11 protein-coding genes are annotated in these 15,850 nt (G+C 69.9%); 10 read left to right on the top strand and 1 reads right to left on the bottom strand.

What is annotated here, in order from left to right; all coding sequences use genetic code 11:
* From ACFYWY_RS11230 to ACFYWY_RS11190, 9 genes are all read left to right on the top strand, one after another.
* Positions 1–792, top strand: a complete 792-nt coding sequence (locus ACFYWY_RS11230; RefSeq protein WP_389183224.1) for a hypothetical protein — start codon at positions 1–3, stop codon at positions 790–792.
* A complete protein-coding gene (locus tag ACFYWY_RS11225) occupies positions 782–2,653 on the top strand; it encodes a hypothetical protein (RefSeq protein ID WP_389183221.1) in 1,872 nt (623 codons plus the stop codon). Before ACFYWY_RS11230 ends, ACFYWY_RS11225 begins: the two co-directional genes overlap by 11 nt.
* Before the next feature lie 3 nt (positions 2,654–2,656).
* Positions 2,657–4,186: an SCO6880 family protein gene (locus tag ACFYWY_RS11220; RefSeq protein ID WP_389183218.1), complete on the top strand. Its 1,530-nt coding sequence runs from the start codon at positions 2,657–2,659 to the stop codon at positions 4,184–4,186.
* Positions 4,186–5,736, top strand: a complete 1,551-nt coding sequence (locus tag ACFYWY_RS11215) for a type VI secretion protein (RefSeq protein WP_389183215.1) — start codon at positions 4,186–4,188, stop codon at positions 5,734–5,736. The genes ACFYWY_RS11220 and ACFYWY_RS11215 overlap by 1 nt, the downstream gene beginning before the upstream one ends.
* Before the next feature lies 1 nt (position 5,737).
* Positions 5,738–7,480 carry a type IV secretory system conjugative DNA transfer family protein gene (locus ACFYWY_RS11210; RefSeq protein WP_389183212.1) on the top strand — a complete coding sequence of 581 codons (1,743 nt, stop codon included), beginning with the start codon at positions 5,738–5,740 and terminating at the stop codon, positions 7,478–7,480.
* Positions 7,473–7,982, top strand: a complete 510-nt coding sequence (locus ACFYWY_RS11205; RefSeq protein WP_389183209.1) for a hypothetical protein — start codon at positions 7,473–7,475, stop codon at positions 7,980–7,982. The genes ACFYWY_RS11210 and ACFYWY_RS11205 overlap by 8 nt, the downstream gene beginning before the upstream one ends.
* Positions 7,983–8,363: 381 nt before the next feature.
* Positions 8,364–8,615, top strand: coding sequence for a hypothetical protein (locus ACFYWY_RS11200; protein ID WP_389183206.1), 252 nt, complete (start codon positions 8,364–8,366; stop codon positions 8,613–8,615).
* Positions 8,616–8,659: 44 nt separating this feature from the next.
* A complete protein-coding gene (locus ACFYWY_RS11195; protein ID WP_389183203.1) occupies positions 8,660–8,806 on the top strand; it encodes a hypothetical protein in 147 nt (48 codons plus the stop codon).
* 493 nt (positions 8,807–9,299) lie between these two features.
* Positions 9,300–9,869: a hypothetical protein gene (locus tag ACFYWY_RS11190; protein ID WP_389183200.1), complete on the top strand. Its 570-nt coding sequence runs from the start codon at positions 9,300–9,302 to the stop codon at positions 9,867–9,869.
* A gap of 116 nt (positions 9,870–9,985) precedes the next feature.
* Here the strand turns inward: ACFYWY_RS11190 and ACFYWY_RS11185 are convergent, their stop codons facing one another.
* On the bottom strand, positions 9,986–10,489 hold the full coding sequence (locus ACFYWY_RS11185; protein ID WP_389183197.1) for a hypothetical protein: 504 nt from the start codon (positions 10,487–10,489) through the stop codon (positions 9,986–9,988).
* Positions 10,490–10,661: 172 nt separating this feature from the next.
* Between ACFYWY_RS11185 and ACFYWY_RS11180 the strand changes: the two genes are divergently transcribed.
* On the top strand, positions 10,662–15,686 hold the full coding sequence (locus ACFYWY_RS11180; RefSeq protein WP_389183195.1) for a glycosyltransferase: 5,025 nt from the start codon (positions 10,662–10,664) through the stop codon (positions 15,684–15,686).
* Positions 15,687–15,850: the final 164 nt, after the last annotated feature.

Genomic DNA, 15,850 nt, shown 5'->3' with positions numbered 1-15,850 from the left:
ATGGATGCTCACGACCGCAAGGCGCGCCGCGCCAAGCTCACCCTGATCGGCCTCGGCACCCTGGTCGGCGCCGCCCTGGTCGGCGGAGGTGTGACCGCCTTCCTCGTCCTCGGCGGCGACGACGAGGCGAAGTCCGGGTCCGACAAGCCGTCGGCGAGCGCGACGCCGTCGCCGTCCGCCTCGGCCGACAAGGGTCTGTGGAACAAGAAGATGACCCCGGCCAAGGGACAGAAGGTGAAGCTGGAGGTGCCGACCGGCCAGAAGAACGGCCTGTCGACTGGCTTCCCGCGCACCGCGTTCGGTGCGATCTCGGCCGCCGTGTACTTCCACGAGGAGTACGCCTGGCTCGATGACCAAAGGGCACGGGAGCAGCTGGAGGTCATCACCTCCCCGGACGCCACCGGCTACATCGACGAGCAGATTTCCGAGGTCCGCAAGCTGCGCGAGGGCGCTGGCCTGCCGCCGTCCGGCGGCGCCCCGGCGAACCTGACCGTCACCACCACCGTCGAGGCCGTACGCGCCAAGTCGATCCTCGCGCCGGACGTCGCCCGTGGCGACGTCGTCCACGTCTGGCTGTCCTTCGACCGTTACGCGACTGGCCCGGAGGGCGGGGCGGACGACAACCCGATCAAGGGCGACACGTCCGACCTGGTCCTGAAGTGGCAGAACGGCGGATGGAAGCTCACCAACGAGGCGAAGTACCTGTCCAAGCGCACCAACCCCGTCGCCTACGACCCGAACTCGCCCTATGCCTGGCAGGACGGCTGGTGGCAGGTGCGGCATGCGGACTGAGCGGCTCGCACGGGTCCTGTCCCTCCTGCTGGTCCTGCTCTTCTCCTTCGGCCTGAGCGGTGCCGGAGCCACGGCGGCCTACGCGGCCGACGACCCGAGCAAGCACGCCGACTACGGCCCGCCCAAGGACCCGCCGAAGGAGTGGGTGGAGGGCGGCCTGGCCATCGGCATCGACCAGGACGGCAACTACTGCGTCCTCAACGAGGCCGAGGGCTGCAACCTGGACGCCGGCGAGATTCCCGGCACCATCGACATCTGCGAGGGCGCCGACGGCACCGGTTCTGCCTCGGAGGAGTGCTCGGACGCGGACCGGCATGCCTTTGAGATGCGGCGCCTGGAGAAGTGGCGCAAGGCGTACAACAAGGACGCTCCGGAGTTCGAGAAGCTCAACAAGTACGTCACCGCCTGCGTCGAGAAGGGCGGCACGTTCGAGGACTGCCTGCGCAAGGGCAGCGAGGAGTACCCGCCGCCGGCCAAGGGGCCGATGGACTGGATCGGTGGCAAGATCTCCGAGCTGGCGTCGGACGCCCTGAAGGAGGCCGCCAACTACATCGGCAAGGCCGTCGTGTGGCTCCTGAGCGAGTTCGCGAAGGTCTTCAACTCCGCCTCCACCATCAACCTGAACGAGACCGGCATCGGCTCGGTCACCGGCATCATGACGGCCCTGTCCGTCGTGGTCGCGACGTTCCTGCTGCTGCTGCAGTTCGGCAAGGTCGGGCTCAGCCAGCGCGGCGAGCCCGCCGCCACGGCCTTCGTCGGCCTGGCCAAGTGGGCGGTCATCTCTTCCGTCTACCTCCTGGCGACGCAGACCGCCCTGAGCTGGTCCGACGCGATCAGCACCTGGATCATCAACTACACCTTCGAAGGCGGCGGCAGCGGCGAGGCCGACGCCACTGCGGCCATGCAGCAGCAGCTCGGCACACTCTTTGGCGGCCTCATCGTCGGCGGAGGAGGCACGGCCGCCGTCGGCGGCGCCCTCATCGCTGGCGAAACCATCACGGTCGCTGCGGTCGGCGTCATCATCGTGATCGGCATCGTGTGCATCCTTGCCATCGCAGCCCTGTGGATCGAGGTCCTGCTCCGCCAGGCCGGAATCATGATCCTGGTGGCGACGATGCCCGTCGTCCTGGTCGGGCAACTGTCGGACGCTACCCAGGAGTGGTGGCCCAAGGCTCGCAACGCGCTGATCGCGCTCATCCTGATGAAGCCGGCGATCGTCATCTGCTTCGCAATCGGCTTCGGCGCCATGACCGAGGGCAAGGGCGCCCAGAACATGTTCGTCGGCCTCGTCATCTTCGTCCTGGCCTGCTTCGCCTGGCCGGTGCTCGCCAAGTTCATGACCTTCTCCACCGTCGGCGGGGGCAGCTCGGTCGCCTCCGGGCTCATCAGCTCGATCGGCTCGTCCGCCTCGTCCACGACCGGCGGCTACCGCCCGGACGTGAGCGGCGCAGGCGCGGTCGGTGGCGGCAGCGGCTACACCCAGGCGCTGGAGCGCGACACCTCGCAGACCATGGCCAGCGGCTCGAACGCCGCTGCGGGCCGCAGCTTCGGCTCCAAGGTCGCCGGTTCGATCGCACTGCCCCTGCAGGTCCTGGCCGCGGGCAAGGACGTGCTGGAGTCCGGCATGGCCAACACGGCCGCGCACGCGGGCCTCGATCACGGCTCACCCGGCGGGCGTCACGCGGTCATCGCCCCCCGCCGCTCCGGTGGCGGGACTGCCGTTGAGGCCCCGCCGGACAGTGCGCACCCCGCCCCGTCCGCGCCGGCCATGCCGCCGCCGGGCGTACGGGAGTCGGCCCCGCCGCCCGCCCCACGACCCTCCGGCAACACGAACACCCCGCCAAACGGGAACGGGAGCTGATCCGTGGCGACCTCACAACCGAGTACCTACGGCGGGTGGCAGTCCGAGAAGTCGGGCTTCATGGGCCGTCTGTCCGGCCCCGGCTTCGCGCTGGTGGCCGCCGCCTCCGTGTCCGCCCTGATCCCGATCAACCTGGGCAGCTGGAGCGCCGCCCTGGTGTGCATCCCGGTGTCCCTGCTCCTGCTCGTCCTCGCCCTGGGGCGGGTCATGGGCCTGAGCGCCGACGAATGGATCGTTCTCGCAGTTAGGCATCAGATCGCCGTGTCCAAGAAGCGGAACCTCTTTTTCTCCGGGGCGTTCGCCCCGGCCTCCACGAAGACCGGCGAGCAGCCCATGGACCTGCCGGGGACCCTGGCCCGGCTGCGGATCCTGGAGGCGCCGGACGGCCTGGGCGGCCAGCTCGGCGTCGTCCACGACCCGGTGACGGGCCATTACACGGCCGTCGCCCGCGTCACCTTCCCCGGCCTGGCGCTGGTCGACACCGACCAGCAGACTGCCCGGGTCAATGCGTGGGCCGGGCTGCTGCGCTCGTTCTGCACGGAGGACTCCCCCATCGTGCGGATCGCCGTGCACCAGCGGTGCCTGCCCGACGACGGGGCAGCCCTGAGGTCGTGGACGGGGCGGCACGTCACTCCCGACGCCCCGGCCGCTGCGGTGACCGCGCTCGCCGAGGTGATGGAGGGCGCAGGCCCTGCGGCCACATCGAGGGAGACGTATCTGGCGGTGACCCTGTCCGCGGCCCGGGCCAAGCTCGCCATCAAGGGCGCCGGCGGTGGCCAGGTTGGCGCGGCCGCCGTCCTGGTCCGCGAGACCACCGCGATGCTCGGCTCGCTGAGCACCGCCAGCCTGCAGGTCGTCGAATGGCTTTCGCCCCGCGGCGTCGCTGCCACCGTGCGCAGCGCGTACGACCCGGACGCGCAGATGGAGTTGGCCACCCGCGCGGCGGCCGCCGAGGAAGAGGGCTGGAGCGGGCTCGTGCCGGGCGTCGACCCGGCACTGGCCGGGCCTGCGGCCGCGGAGTCTGGCTGGGGCACCTACCGGCACGACGGCGCCTGGACGGTCACCTACCAGGTGCGGATCTGGCCGCAGTCCGAGGTGTACGCCACGGTCCTGCAGCCGCTGCTGCGGCCGCGGCGCAACGCGCGGCGGTCCATGAGCCTGGTGTACGAGCCCATCGGGCCGCGCCGGGCCCGCCAGGAGCTGGCCCGCGAGAAGGCCAAGCGCAGTTCCGCCCGTCATCTGCGGGCCAAGACAGGCCGGGACGAGTCGGAGGACGAGCGCCGCGAGGCCCTGATCGCCCGCACCCAGGACGCCGCCCGGGCCGCCGGTCAGGGCGTGGTGCGGATGACGGCCCTCCTCGCCGTCACTGTCACCGACGTCGCGGAGCTGGAGACCGCGTGCGCCGAGATCCAGGCCGATGCCGCGGCCTCCGGGCTGGAGCTGCGGCGCATGTGGGGAGCCCAGGACGTCGGCTTCGCCGCCAGTGCGCTGCCGCTCGGACAGGGCCTGCCGGAACGAAGGATGGGCTTCTGATGGGTCTGCTCTCACGCCGCCGCGGCGGCGACACCCTCTTGGAGGCCGCCGGGCTCGGCGAGGCCAGCGGCCTGGACGCCAGATCCGTGCCGGCGCAGGCCGCACCCTCGGCGCGTGAACTGCGCCGGGCGCGGCTGCTGGAGAACCCCGACACGGTCATGCGGGTCGCGCCCCGCAAGGGCTGGCCGCAGCCGTACGCGGGCCGGGCCGCGTCCCTGCCGCGCGTCGAGGTGGTCCGCGCCGACACCACGACCGCCGCCGGCGCCTATCCGTTTCTGCACGCGGGCGGCCTGCCGCCGGTCGGCGCCTACATCGGCCAGAACACGCTGACCACGCAGGCCTTTTCGGCGCACCCCGCGGTCTGGGTCAGCGAAGGGCTGTGCACCAACCCGAACGTGATGATCACCGGCATCCCCGGCAGCGGGAAGTCGGCCCACATCAAGGCGCTGGCGTTCCGGCTGATGGCGTTCGGGCACCGCACGCTCATCGCCGGCGACGTGAAGGGCGAGTACGCCGGGCTCTGCCGCCATCTGGGCGTGGAGCCGGTCCGGCTCGGCCCCGGCCTGCCCGGCCGGCTCAACCCGCTGGACGCCGGGCCGCTCGGCGCTGGCCTGGAGGACGTGACGGACCCGGCCGAACTCCGCAGCCGCATGCAGGAGATCCACCGCCGCCGCCTCACCCTCCTCAAGGCGCTGCTGGAGCTCCAGCTGCGGCGCACCCTGCAGCCGCAGGAGGAAGAGGCGCTGGACGTCTCGGTGCGGGAGGTGACCGGCGAGCTGCATGGGCAGTCCCGCCTCGCGGTGCCCACCCTGCCGCTGGTATACGACAAGCTGCGCGACCCGACCGAGGAGATGGCCCGCGAACTGCGGGTGCGCGACGGCGAGGTGCAGCTCGCCCGCGAGCAGATGGCCTCCATCCGCTCCGCGCTCGGCGGCATGGTCAACGGCCATCTCGGCGGCCTGTTCGACCAGGAGACGAGCATCGGCCTGGACTGGGACGCCCCCATCCAGTCGGTCGACATCAGCGCCCTGCAGGACTACGGCGACGAGACCGTCGCCATGGTGCTGTCCTGCGTCTCCTCCTGGGCGCAAAGCGCCATCGACCGGCCCGGCTCCCGCCCGTGGGTCGTGGTGCGGGACGAGCTGTGGCGGCAAATGCGCTCCGGCGGCGCCGCGATGGTCAAGAAGATCGACGCCGACCTCAGGTTGTCCCGCGCCACCGGAACGATCCAGGTCCTGGCCACCCACCGGCTCTCGGACTTCGAGTCGGTCGGCGCGGCCGGATCCGAAGCCGTCGCGATCGCCAAGGACCTCATCTCCTCCTGCGAGACCCGTATCCAGCTCGCGCAGGACACCCGCCCACTGCAGATCACCCGCGAGGCCATCGGACTTACCGACGCCGAATGCGACCTGATCGGCTCCTGGGGCGCCGGCCAGCGCGGCCGCGCGCTGTGGAAGGTCGGTCGCGGCGGCGGCTCGCACGCCGTGCAACTGGTCCTCTCGCACACCGAGGAGAAGCTCTTCGAGACCGACGAGAAGATGGTGATCTGAAATGCCCTCCAAGACCGGTGCGGGCGCCGCCGGAGGGCTGGACGACAACAGCCTGCTCGCCGCGTACGCCGCGGGCCTGGCCGTCACGGTCGGCGGCGGCGTACTGATCGCGGCCCCACTCGCCGGACTGCTCTCGGGCCGTGGCTGGGCTCACAGCGACCAGCCCATCCCCTCCCGGGTGCTGCTCGCCCTGGTCCGCGGCCCCGGCTCCGCCTACGAACCGGCCCCGCCCGCCTGGCTGTTCTACACGCTGCTCGTGCTCCTGGTCGTCGGCCTGTTCGCCGTGGTCCTCAAGGCGGTCTCCGCGCTGAACGGATTCGGCTCCACCGGCGGGGCGCAGTGGGGCGGCAAGAAGGTCGAGCGCAAGCTCGCCGCCCCGCAGGACCCGGCCGCCCGCGTGAACCGGATCACCGCTGGGCGCGGGATGCGCACCAAGAAGATCGTGGCTGCCCAGCCCAACATCTCCGCCACCGTGTTCGGCGTCCCCGGCTCGTCGAAGACGACCGGCCTGGTGCTGCCGAACGCCGCCGAATGGCAGGGCCCGCTGGTTGTCACCACCACCAAGGCCGCCGACCTGGACATCATCTACGCTCGCCGCCGGACCCTCGGGCCGGTGTGGGTGATCGCCCCGGCCGGGATTCCCGGCCGCGCCACCAACAAGTGGTCGCCGGTGGAGTACTGCACGGACGCCAAGGCCGCCGACCGGATGGCCGCCTGGATGGCCGAGGCCTCCTCCTCCGGCGACGACAAGCGCGCCGCCCCGTGGATCGACCAGGCCAAGAGTGTCCTCAAGGGCGTGCTGCTGGCCGCGAACCTGTCCGGCGGCGGCATCAACGTGATGCGCCGCTGGCTGGGCCTGGGCAAGGACGCCGTCGACCACGTCCGCGCCGTCCTGCTGCAGCACGGCTACACCGAAGTCGCCGACGATTACGCCTCCCCCTGGCTGCGGCTGCACGAGGACGGAATCGGATCGGTGCAGTTCAGCCTCAACGTGCTGGCCCGTGTCTACGCCGACGAAGAAGTCCGCGAGACCTGCGCCTCCAGCGACTTCACCGTCGAGCAGCTGCTGGAGAAGAACGGCACCGTCTGCCTGATCGCCTCCGAGGCCGACGCCGAACGCTTCGCCCCGCTGCTGACCTCCATCATCGCGTCGATCATTCACGGCGCCGAAGTGCGCTACAACGCCACCGGCAAGCCGCTCAACCCGTCGCTCGGTGTGCTGGTCGATGAGGCCGGCAACATGCTGCGCTACCCGCGCCTGCCGAACATCCTGACCACCGGCCGCGGCATGGGCATCGACGTCCTGACCGTGTGGCACGACCTGTCCCAGCTCCGCGACCGGCTCGGCACCCAGAAGGCCAACACCGTGCTCTCCGCGAGCGGTCTGCGGATGCTGCTGCCCGGCTGCGGCGACCTGGAGACCCTGCGCTACTTCTCCGGCCTGTACGGCCGCACCGAAGTCATGCGGACCTCCCGCGGGCACTCCCGCGGCGAGTCCTCCACCAACAGCTCGCCCACCGAGACCGACCTCGCGCCGGTCCACTCGCTGCAGCAGCTGCCCGACTTCACCGCGATCGCCCAGTACTCCAACCTTCCGCCTATCAAGGTGAAGATGCGGCTCACCTTCCGCGACCGGGACCTCAAGCGGCTCCTGGCCGGCGCCCCTGCCACGCCCGCGACCGCCGCGGCGGTCGAGGCCGTGCCGGAGCCGGTGCGGAGGGACAAGGCGGCTGGTCATGGCTGACCTGGACAACCCCGCATCCCTGTGGCCGACGCCGCCGACCGGCGCGGCCAAGCCGGAGCCGCGCCGCTGGATCTGGTCGGCCATGGACCCGCCCGAGCGCCGGCAGCGGCTGCGCGAGCTCGCGATCTGGGTCGACTGGCTGCGCCGCACGTTCGAGCTGCACAACCAGATCCCGGCCTGCTGGTACCGGCACCCGCCGGTCGTCGAGCACCTGACCGCGCTGTACATCGGCTGGGTGCGGACTTACGCCGGCGAGGGCGGTCGGGATCTTGCGGAGGCGGACTGGATCAACACGTTGCATGCCTTCACCTCCCGGCTACAACTAGCCGCCTGCGCCAGCGGCCGTCATGAGGAGCCACCTCAGCCGCCGCCCCCGACTGCCGGAGCCAGCGAGGACTTCGAGGCCTACCTGCTCACTTCGCAGGCTACGACCGAGCCTGCGCAGCACCCGGCCACGGTTGAGGTCAACCGGGTGATGGCGCAGCTCGACCCACCATTGTAGTCGCTTCCGCGCCGTGCCCGGCCTGTTTGGGGGGCAATATGGGTCGACCTGGCGCGGAGGAGCCGCCGCACCGAGAGCACGACCGACCCGCCGGTGTTCCCGGCCCGCCTCGACGTGCCCTGGAGGAGATGATGACCGATCAGCGCCTAGAGCCCCCGGGCCCGCACAAGCGCCTGGTCCCGCAGGGCGATCAGGCCTCCCTAAGCCCGGCGAAAAGCCAGGGTGGGCAAAGGCGAAGCAAGTCCGCAGCGCGGACCGCGAGCTCCCCTCTGTGGGCAGGCGACGGAGACCCGTCCGGAGGACAGCTCCGCGAGGCCGCTCCCGTCGGGCTGGCGGATGAGCTGGTAGATCTGTGGAGATGTTCGACGCAGTCGAGGAGGCATGGGACGACCATGTTCCGCCCGAGCAGGGGCGGCCGATGTTCGGTCGGCGGTCCGCGACGATCTGCGCCAGTTGGAACGACAGTGGGGCAGCACCGTGCCCGGCGCTGCTCCGGCCACCGAGGGTGCACCGCCACCCGCCGGCGAGAGCCGCTCCCCGGCTCAGGTCAAGGAGTCAGTCAACGCGGTCAACCACGCGCTGCAACAGGCAGACGATCACGCTGCCGCGCTGAAAGATCTTCCTGAGCGGTAGCAACTGCAGACAGTCGCGGTGCTGTCAGCCACCCTTGGAACGTCGTGAAGGAGAAGGCCGACGAGTACTTCGACCAGTTGGGCGGCGGCCGGCGGGTACAAGAATTCTTGCTGGCAGTATTCACCCGGGCCTGTGAGGCGATCGCCAACCTGGCGATGGTCGGCGCCAAGATGCAGTCTCCCGTGGGATGAAGTCACAGTCCTTGACTCGGGCCGCGATGCTGAAGGCTACTGAGCCGGGAACCGGGAGGCAGTGGCCCCGCGGGAAGCAGCCTGTTGGGTAGCAAGAGTCTGCATTCTCTTCTGCGGAGTCCATGGTTCCCGCAGCGCCGGGTTATAGATCTCGGGAAGCGCCCACCGCCCGAAGGCACCTTGGTCAACGGCGACGCATCAAGTGATACCGGCGCGCGATACCTGGAAGCTCAACGCCTCGTGGTCAACGACCTGCAAGCGATCGTGCGGTGGGGGCCCTACGGCTGAATTCGCAGAACTCCCGCAGTCGAGGGAGATCCCAGGTGGGGAACGTTATGGGAGCGGACGGCCTGAGACCGAGCCTCACCTTTGTCAGCTGTACACTAGATGCCCGGACTCCGAACCCCCCATTTCGCAACCAGAGCGCAGTCGACACCCAAACCTCGCCTGCCTGCCCCCAGCCCGAAGAAAGCCGAACAAGGGAGCCTTCCTCATGCTCTGGCCCGCGCTCCGGGTGCTCTCCCGGGGAGAGCTGACATCCGACCAGCTGCAGCAGCTACTCGGCACGCTCCGGCTCGAAGAGCCCCCCCGCACCGAGGGTCCCGGGGCGGCGAGGAGCATCGCGCACCGCTCCTTCACCGACGACACGGGAACCCGCCTTGTCTTGGACCTCGCCCGCACCGGCGAGTCCGGCTGGGTGCTCGCCCTGTTCTTCGACGGGGAACCGCCCTCTACCGACATCGTAGAAGGTCACCGGGTGCTGCTCCGTGACGCCGTCGAACGGCTCGGCCTCACGCTCATCGAGATCACCCCCGCCGCAACCGCCGACGAGGTCCACGTCGTGCCCCCGCCGCCGCCCGGCACGTCCGAGTCCGGCATCGGCGTCTCCTGGGATCTCCCATACGACGAGCTGGACCAGCTGTGGCCACACGTTGGCCTGCGCAAGGACGCCCCCCGGGAGGTGAAGGAGGTCAAGCTGCGCGAGGTGATGCGCACCCCCGTCTGGTCCGTTGCCCCCTTCGCCCTCCGTCGCCAAGCCGAGGCCTTCCTCCGCGACATCTGAGCCCCCGTCTGAGCAGAACCGGCCTGGTGACGCCCCGTCTGGAGCGGGGCCGGACTGGCGCAGGGGATGAGACGGCGTACGGAGCAGCGAAGAATTGTGAGGACGGAGATCTACCGCTACTCACCTAGGAACGTCTGGTCCAGCAACTCCTTCGCCAGATCCGTGGCGAGGCGCGCCAGTTCCTCGCCGTTCCGACCGGGACCGAACGCGGTCCCCGGGGAAAGCCGGGCGGCCAGCTCCTCCAGCAGGCTGGCGACGATCATCGCGCGTAGCTCCGTGATGACCACGTTGCGGGTCGGCTCGCCGGGTAGCCGCTCATCCAAGCCCCGGTCTCTGTCGAGCCGCCGCCGCAGGTCCGCCGCCCGCTGCGGAAGAGGAATCGGCTCCGCCCGCCGGCCCACATACAGCCTCGCCGCTAGCGAATGCTCGAACGGATCAAGCGCTCCGCGCTCCGTGGCGGACTGCCGCAGCGTGTCGCCACTCAACACGGCACGCAAATTCCGGAGCGCGACGTCGCGCCGCGCCGACGAGTTCTCCACGGCTGGCATCGCGTCGAGCACCTCGATCGCCGCGTCCCGCAGCCGCGTGTTCGCGGCCCGGACCACGTCATCCTGCGACATTGCTCCCCATCATCCTCTCCAGCTTGCCATCGGTGTGCCGATCCGCGGACCCGATGCCCCTGCCACTCTTCGAACCCCTCAACGACGCCCGAACGGCGGGAACATCGGCTGCCATGTACCGTCGGATGATCTATGTATGATGCCTTAACCGCAGCCAGCAGGGAGGACGTTCGTGCCTTCGCGGTCGCACTCCGCCGCACAGCCTGACCCTACGAGTAGCGAGACGCTGCGCGCGCGGTACGTCGGTGCTGCGGACGAGGAGCTGCGGGCCGTTCAGGAGCGCGAGCAGTTGCTCCACGACTACCAGGGACGCCAGGCCGAGGCATACCCCGGCGACCACGGGGCGGTCTGGCAGGAGTTCACCGAGGAGCGGGCACAGCTCGCCCGGCGGCATGACGCCGGCCGGTTCAGCCTGCGCATCCTCGCCTACTGCACCGAATGGGACCCCCACAAGGGCGGCATCGTGGCGGTCAACCGGAACCTCGTCGAAGGGCTCGCGGCCGCCGGCCACGAAGTCTTCGTCCGCGTCGGGCACGAGGTGCCGCCGGACGCCTCCGCTGACCGCATCCACCTCATAGGGCCCCGGCGGTATGACCCCAACCGCGGCGAGCAGGAACAGCTTGTCTACGACGGCGAGAACCTGCCTTCCGACGTTGATGCCATCATCGGGCACAGCCGCTACTCCGGCCCCGAGGCGCTACAGGTACGCAACGAGCTGTACCCGGACACGCCGTTCGTCCAGGTGATCCACATGGTGACCGGCGCGCTCGCCCGGGTGGCGAACCGGCCGGACCTGGAGGTCGAGTTCGAAGATATCGAACGCCGTATGGTCGCCGCCGCCGACATGGTCGTGGGGGTCGGCCCGGTGCTGGAGAACGAGGCTCAGCGGCTCGCCGCCACCAACCCGGGCGATCACGTCCCTGCCGTCCACCAGATCATCCCTGGGGTGCCCTTCGAGGAGCAGCAGCTCCTGCCCTGGGACGGGGAGCGAACGCGCCAACTGCTGTTCGTCGGCCGCGCCGACGCCCCGCAGAAGGGGGCCCACCACGCCGCGCTGATGGTACGTCGACTGCTGGAGGACGGCATCGACGTCCAGCTCACCGCGCGCGGTGCCGCTCCGGAGACCGTGGAGGAAGTGAAGGAACGGCTGTCCAACATCGCCGGCCGCGAGGTCGTGGTCAAGCCGTTCTCGATCGATCGGAACGAGATCCTGGCCGACATACAGCAGGCCGACGTGTTGGTCATGCCCTCGCAGGCGGAGGGCTTTGGGCTGGTCGGGCTGGAGGCCGCGGGCGCGGGGCTGCCCGTCCTGCTGCCCACCACGAGCGGTGTTGGGGCCTTCTTCGGCGACCCGGACCGCTTCCCGCCGGAGATTACCCGGCTCAGCCTGGTCGAGCAGGGCTTCGAGGACCAGGTGGACGTGCCGCGCTGGACCGACAAACTGCGGGAGACCCTGCTCGACATTCCCACGGCGCGGGAGAACGCGCTCACCCTGCAACGGCTCCTGCGCGAGGCCAACACGACATGGGTGGGTGCGGCCGAATCCCTGGCCGCCGCGATCCAGGCGATGCCGGACACCAGCGCGCCGCGCCCCCAGGCGCCCGCACTGCCCGCGATGGCGGGGGGCGGCTGGGTGAACTGCGCGCAGGGCCACGCGCACTGGGGCCGGTTCGGAGCCGCCGGACTGCTGCCCGTCCACCGCGCCGCGGACGGTGAGGTCTACGTGCTCATCCATCAACGGGCCGCGGATACCGGCCAGGGGGGAACCTGGTCGCTGCTCGGAGGCGCGCGCGACAGCCACGAGTCCGCGGCAGAGGCGGCAATCCGCGAGGCAGTCGGAAAGAGCGACCTCGATCCCGCCCACGTCCGCGTCGAGCGGGTCCTCCGGGACGACCACGGCGGCTGGTCGTACGACACCGTGATCGCCTCGGTCGACCGGCGGGTACCGGTCCAGCCGGTCGAGGACGAGTCCATCACGCTGGCCTGGGTCTCGCTGTCCGAGGTCCAGAACTTGAACCTCCACCCCGGCTTCGCCACGAACTGGCCGAGCTTCCAGGCCGAGCTCGACGCGGTGCTGAACGGCGAGTCGTCCACCAACGGCGCCACGCACTCCACCAGCGCGCTTCTGCTGCCCGCGCACCCGGTCACGGGCGCGGGCGTGGTCGCCAGGGAGGCGATCGACCATGGTGATGGCATCGCGAACAGAGAGCTGGTCACGTTCGACGACGGCACCCGGGCCGTCTACGAGAAGTACGCGCGGACCGGGGACGCAAGGTCCAAGGTGCTCGACGGGTACATCGGCCGGGCGGTGGGCGCCCGCGTCCCGCTGTCGCACCCGGTGGGACTCCGCGAGATCTACACCGACTACATGCCGGGTGAGCCGGCCTCCGCTCGCTATCGGAACCTGACCGAGCTGGCGGAGCAGGACGTGCCCGCGACCCGCGACGGTGTGTTCCTCGGTCTGCACTACGCGCTGACCGCCACCCGCGGTCTCACCGTCGACCAGCTCGTCCTCGGGGGACGTCAGAGCCTGATCGTGGTCGGCGACGGCTCCGCGTCGCACGGTTCCCTCCCGGACGCCGCGAATCCGTTCGTCCGCACCTTCTACCGGCAGGTCGAGCCGCGGGTGTTCTCCTGGGTGGACAACCCGATCTCCTCGGGCGACATCACGATCATGAGGCGGCAGCTCGACGGCCTGCGCGCCCTCTTTGAGCAGCTCGGTCGACCCGACCTGCACCACGAGGTTATGGAGCGGTTCGGCCAGGTGGCGCAGCACGCGACCGGAACCGATCCGCTGCTGCCCAGATCGCCTGGTGACCGGGTCGCCCTGCCCGACTCGACACCCGAGCGGCACTACCCTCTGCCCCCGCCGCCGGGCTCGCAGGAGCGGATCGACCATCAGCGGATCGGCGAGGCGCTGCTGACCGACAACGGCCGTATCACCGACACCAGCCAGGCCAAGACCATCGCCATCCAGGCCATCGCCGAGCGGATGCAGTCTTCGACGCCCGAGCTCGTCCAATCGGCATTCGGCCTGGTCGTCGGCACCGATATGGCGCACCGCCTGGGCGACGGCCGCTACCTCCTTGTGCCGCACCATGAGCAGTACCCCTCGATCGGGGCCGACGTCCTCCACGTCGACGAGCTCGACCCGGCCAACCCCCGGCACGCCCCGAACAAGATGGTGCGCATGGACGACCCGCGCGCCGAAACCCTGGCCCGCTGGATCGCGGTCAGCGAGCTCATGAGCTCCTGGGCGTACGGCTCCAACAACAACCTGCGCGTGCTGGCGTTGCAGGAGGCCGCCAAGGAAGAGTTCGGCCTCACCAAGGTGCTGGAGTGGCGGATGGACCCGGACACGCGCCAATCAGTGGACCTGGAACTCGACTACAACAGTGACGCACTGCGGGACTTCCTGCGCACCCAGTACGAAATGACCCAGGAAGTCCTCGCCAGCCGCGGCATCACCGAAGTGACCTCCTTTCGGGCGCTGACCTGGCAGGAGGGAGCGGCACAGCCGGACTGGGCCGGCCTGAATGTCGGCGACACTTTCGAGGCGGGCCACCGGCCGCTTGCAAGCTGGGCGGCGGACCGCCAGATCGTCGCCGATTGGCTGGAACAGCGCGGCGGTCACGCCGTGATCCTGGTCGACCGCAAGCCTGCGCGGGACATCCTGTCCATCCCCACAACCGGCATGGGCTTCTTCGCGCAGAAGGAGTGGGTCACGCTGCCCGGCGACCGCCTGATCACGCTGGACGGCGTCTTCACAGGCAAGGCCCCGGCGGCCGCAGCGGAGCAGACCGCGGCGAGCAGCGTCGCCATCGGTGCCCCCGTCCTGGACGCCGACGCGGAAACCCCGGCGAACGTTACGGCGCAAGGGCCGACGCCGGTTCTCCAGGAATCTGGCGAGCAATGGCGGCCCCTCACGATCACGAGCCAGCTCGACCCCACTGACCCGCTTGACGGCCGGATCATCCGGATCCTCGACGGCGAGGAGGAGGTCCCAAGCTGGTGGCCGCAGGACGACTCCGGCTATGCCATCACCAAGCGCGACTTGGACTTCCTCGGCATCAACCCGGTCCAAATCAAGTGGATGCTCACTGGAGAGGCGCCCATGGGCATGACCCCGGCCCTCTACCAGCAGTTCGGCACGGAGATGCTGGACGCATTGGAGCGCGACGGCATCGAACCGTCCCAGGTCGACATCCGCCTCAAGGGGACCGGCGCTGACTTCTTCGCCGGGATCCACAAGACGCTGCCGCGCGAGGAGGACCTGGTCAGCAGCCCGGAGGCGGCGCAGCGCCTGCGGGAGTGGTTCGGCGACAGCCAGGACCGTCCCCTGCGGCGCCCGTACGACTTTATGTGGCGCCTAGGTCTGGAGCCGGTGCCCAGCGACTTCGATCTCGACATCAATAGCACCGCCATCGTCCGGGCCGCCCGCGCGCACTGGAACGCCCATCACTCCGACCGCTACCCGGGCGATTTCATGGGCGGCCACGGGTACCTCGACAAACAGACAGTGATGGGCGCCCTCCCGGCGCTGGCCGAGTGGGCAAGCAGGTGGGAAGAGGGGCTGGGCAGGCCGCTGTCCCTGGGCATCTTCGAGTCCAGCGGACCATTCGACGCGACCCTGCTCGGCCGCGCCCTCTCCTCCCACTTCCGCGACACCGACTGGATCATCCACAGCCCCGACACGCCCATGGCCTGGCAAACCCCCAGATCCAAGATCGCTGCCGAGGCGATACGCCACCGCCTTCAGACACAAGGAACGGTCGGGCTGCTCAGCGACGAGCAACTGGCCCACCACAGCAACAGGCTCCAGGAAGCCGCGCGGTCTGCGAGCGATGCGTTGGACAACCAGGTCCGGCAGATTGAGAAGCTCGAACAGCGGGTAATACGGGCCAGCGGAGAGATCCTCACCAGCAGGCAACGCACGGCGCTGGAGGAAGATCTGCAATACGGGCGCGCCCAGATTGACGCCGCGAAGTCCCGTATCAGTCAGCTGACGCAGCGATCTCAGACTGCCGCCGCGGAAGTCCAGCGACGTGAAGGACTCAGCGCCTCTGAACGAATAGCTGAGCAACAGGTCCGCCGACACATTGCGGCGACTTCACAACCCGCTGTCCCAAGCACTCCAGCCCAGTCACCGGAGTTGCGGCCGAATACGCCGAATGCAAGTCGTGGGAGGAAGCACTAGCGAGGGTAGACGCCGCACCAGGCGTCGAGTCCTGGCGAGGGCGTGAGTTACTCGGGAACAGCCGTACCGGTGGGCAGCCTCCTCCAACGCCGCCGCAGGAGGATGTGGCGCGTCAGGCCACGTCTCGTAGACGGGTCGAGTCGGTGGGAACTCGTCAGATCTTC

This window comes from Streptomyces sp. NPDC002870 (assembly GCF_042888505.1).
In the GTDB taxonomy this organism is placed as follows: domain Bacteria; phylum Actinomycetota; class Actinomycetes; order Streptomycetales; family Streptomycetaceae; genus Streptomyces.
The sequence above is the reverse complement of the archived record's forward strand: the minus strand, read 5'-3'. Positions and strand labels throughout refer to the sequence as shown.

Coding starts and splice junctions, on each gene's coding strand:
- ACFYWY_RS11185 (WP_389183197.1), bottom strand. CDS start 10,489: ATGTCGCAGGATGACGTGGTCCGGGCCGCGAACACGCGGCTGCGGGAC.
- ACFYWY_RS11215 (WP_389183215.1), top strand. CDS start 4,186: ATGGGTCTGCTCTCACGCCGCCGCGGCGGCGACACCCTCTTGGAGGCC.
- ACFYWY_RS11230 (WP_389183224.1), top strand. CDS start 1: ATGGATGCTCACGACCGCAAGGCGCGCCGCGCCAAGCTCACCCTGATC.
- ACFYWY_RS11190 (WP_389183200.1), top strand. CDS start 9,300: ATGCTCTGGCCCGCGCTCCGGGTGCTCTCCCGGGGAGAGCTGACATCC.
- ACFYWY_RS11205 (WP_389183209.1), top strand. CDS start 7,473: ATGGCTGACCTGGACAACCCCGCATCCCTGTGGCCGACGCCGCCGACC.
- ACFYWY_RS11210 (WP_389183212.1), top strand. CDS start 5,738: ATGCCCTCCAAGACCGGTGCGGGCGCCGCCGGAGGGCTGGACGACAAC.
- ACFYWY_RS11225 (WP_389183221.1), top strand. CDS start 782: ATGCGGACTGAGCGGCTCGCACGGGTCCTGTCCCTCCTGCTGGTCCTG.
- ACFYWY_RS11200 (WP_389183206.1), top strand. CDS start 8,364: ATGGGACGACCATGTTCCGCCCGAGCAGGGGCGGCCGATGTTCGGTCG.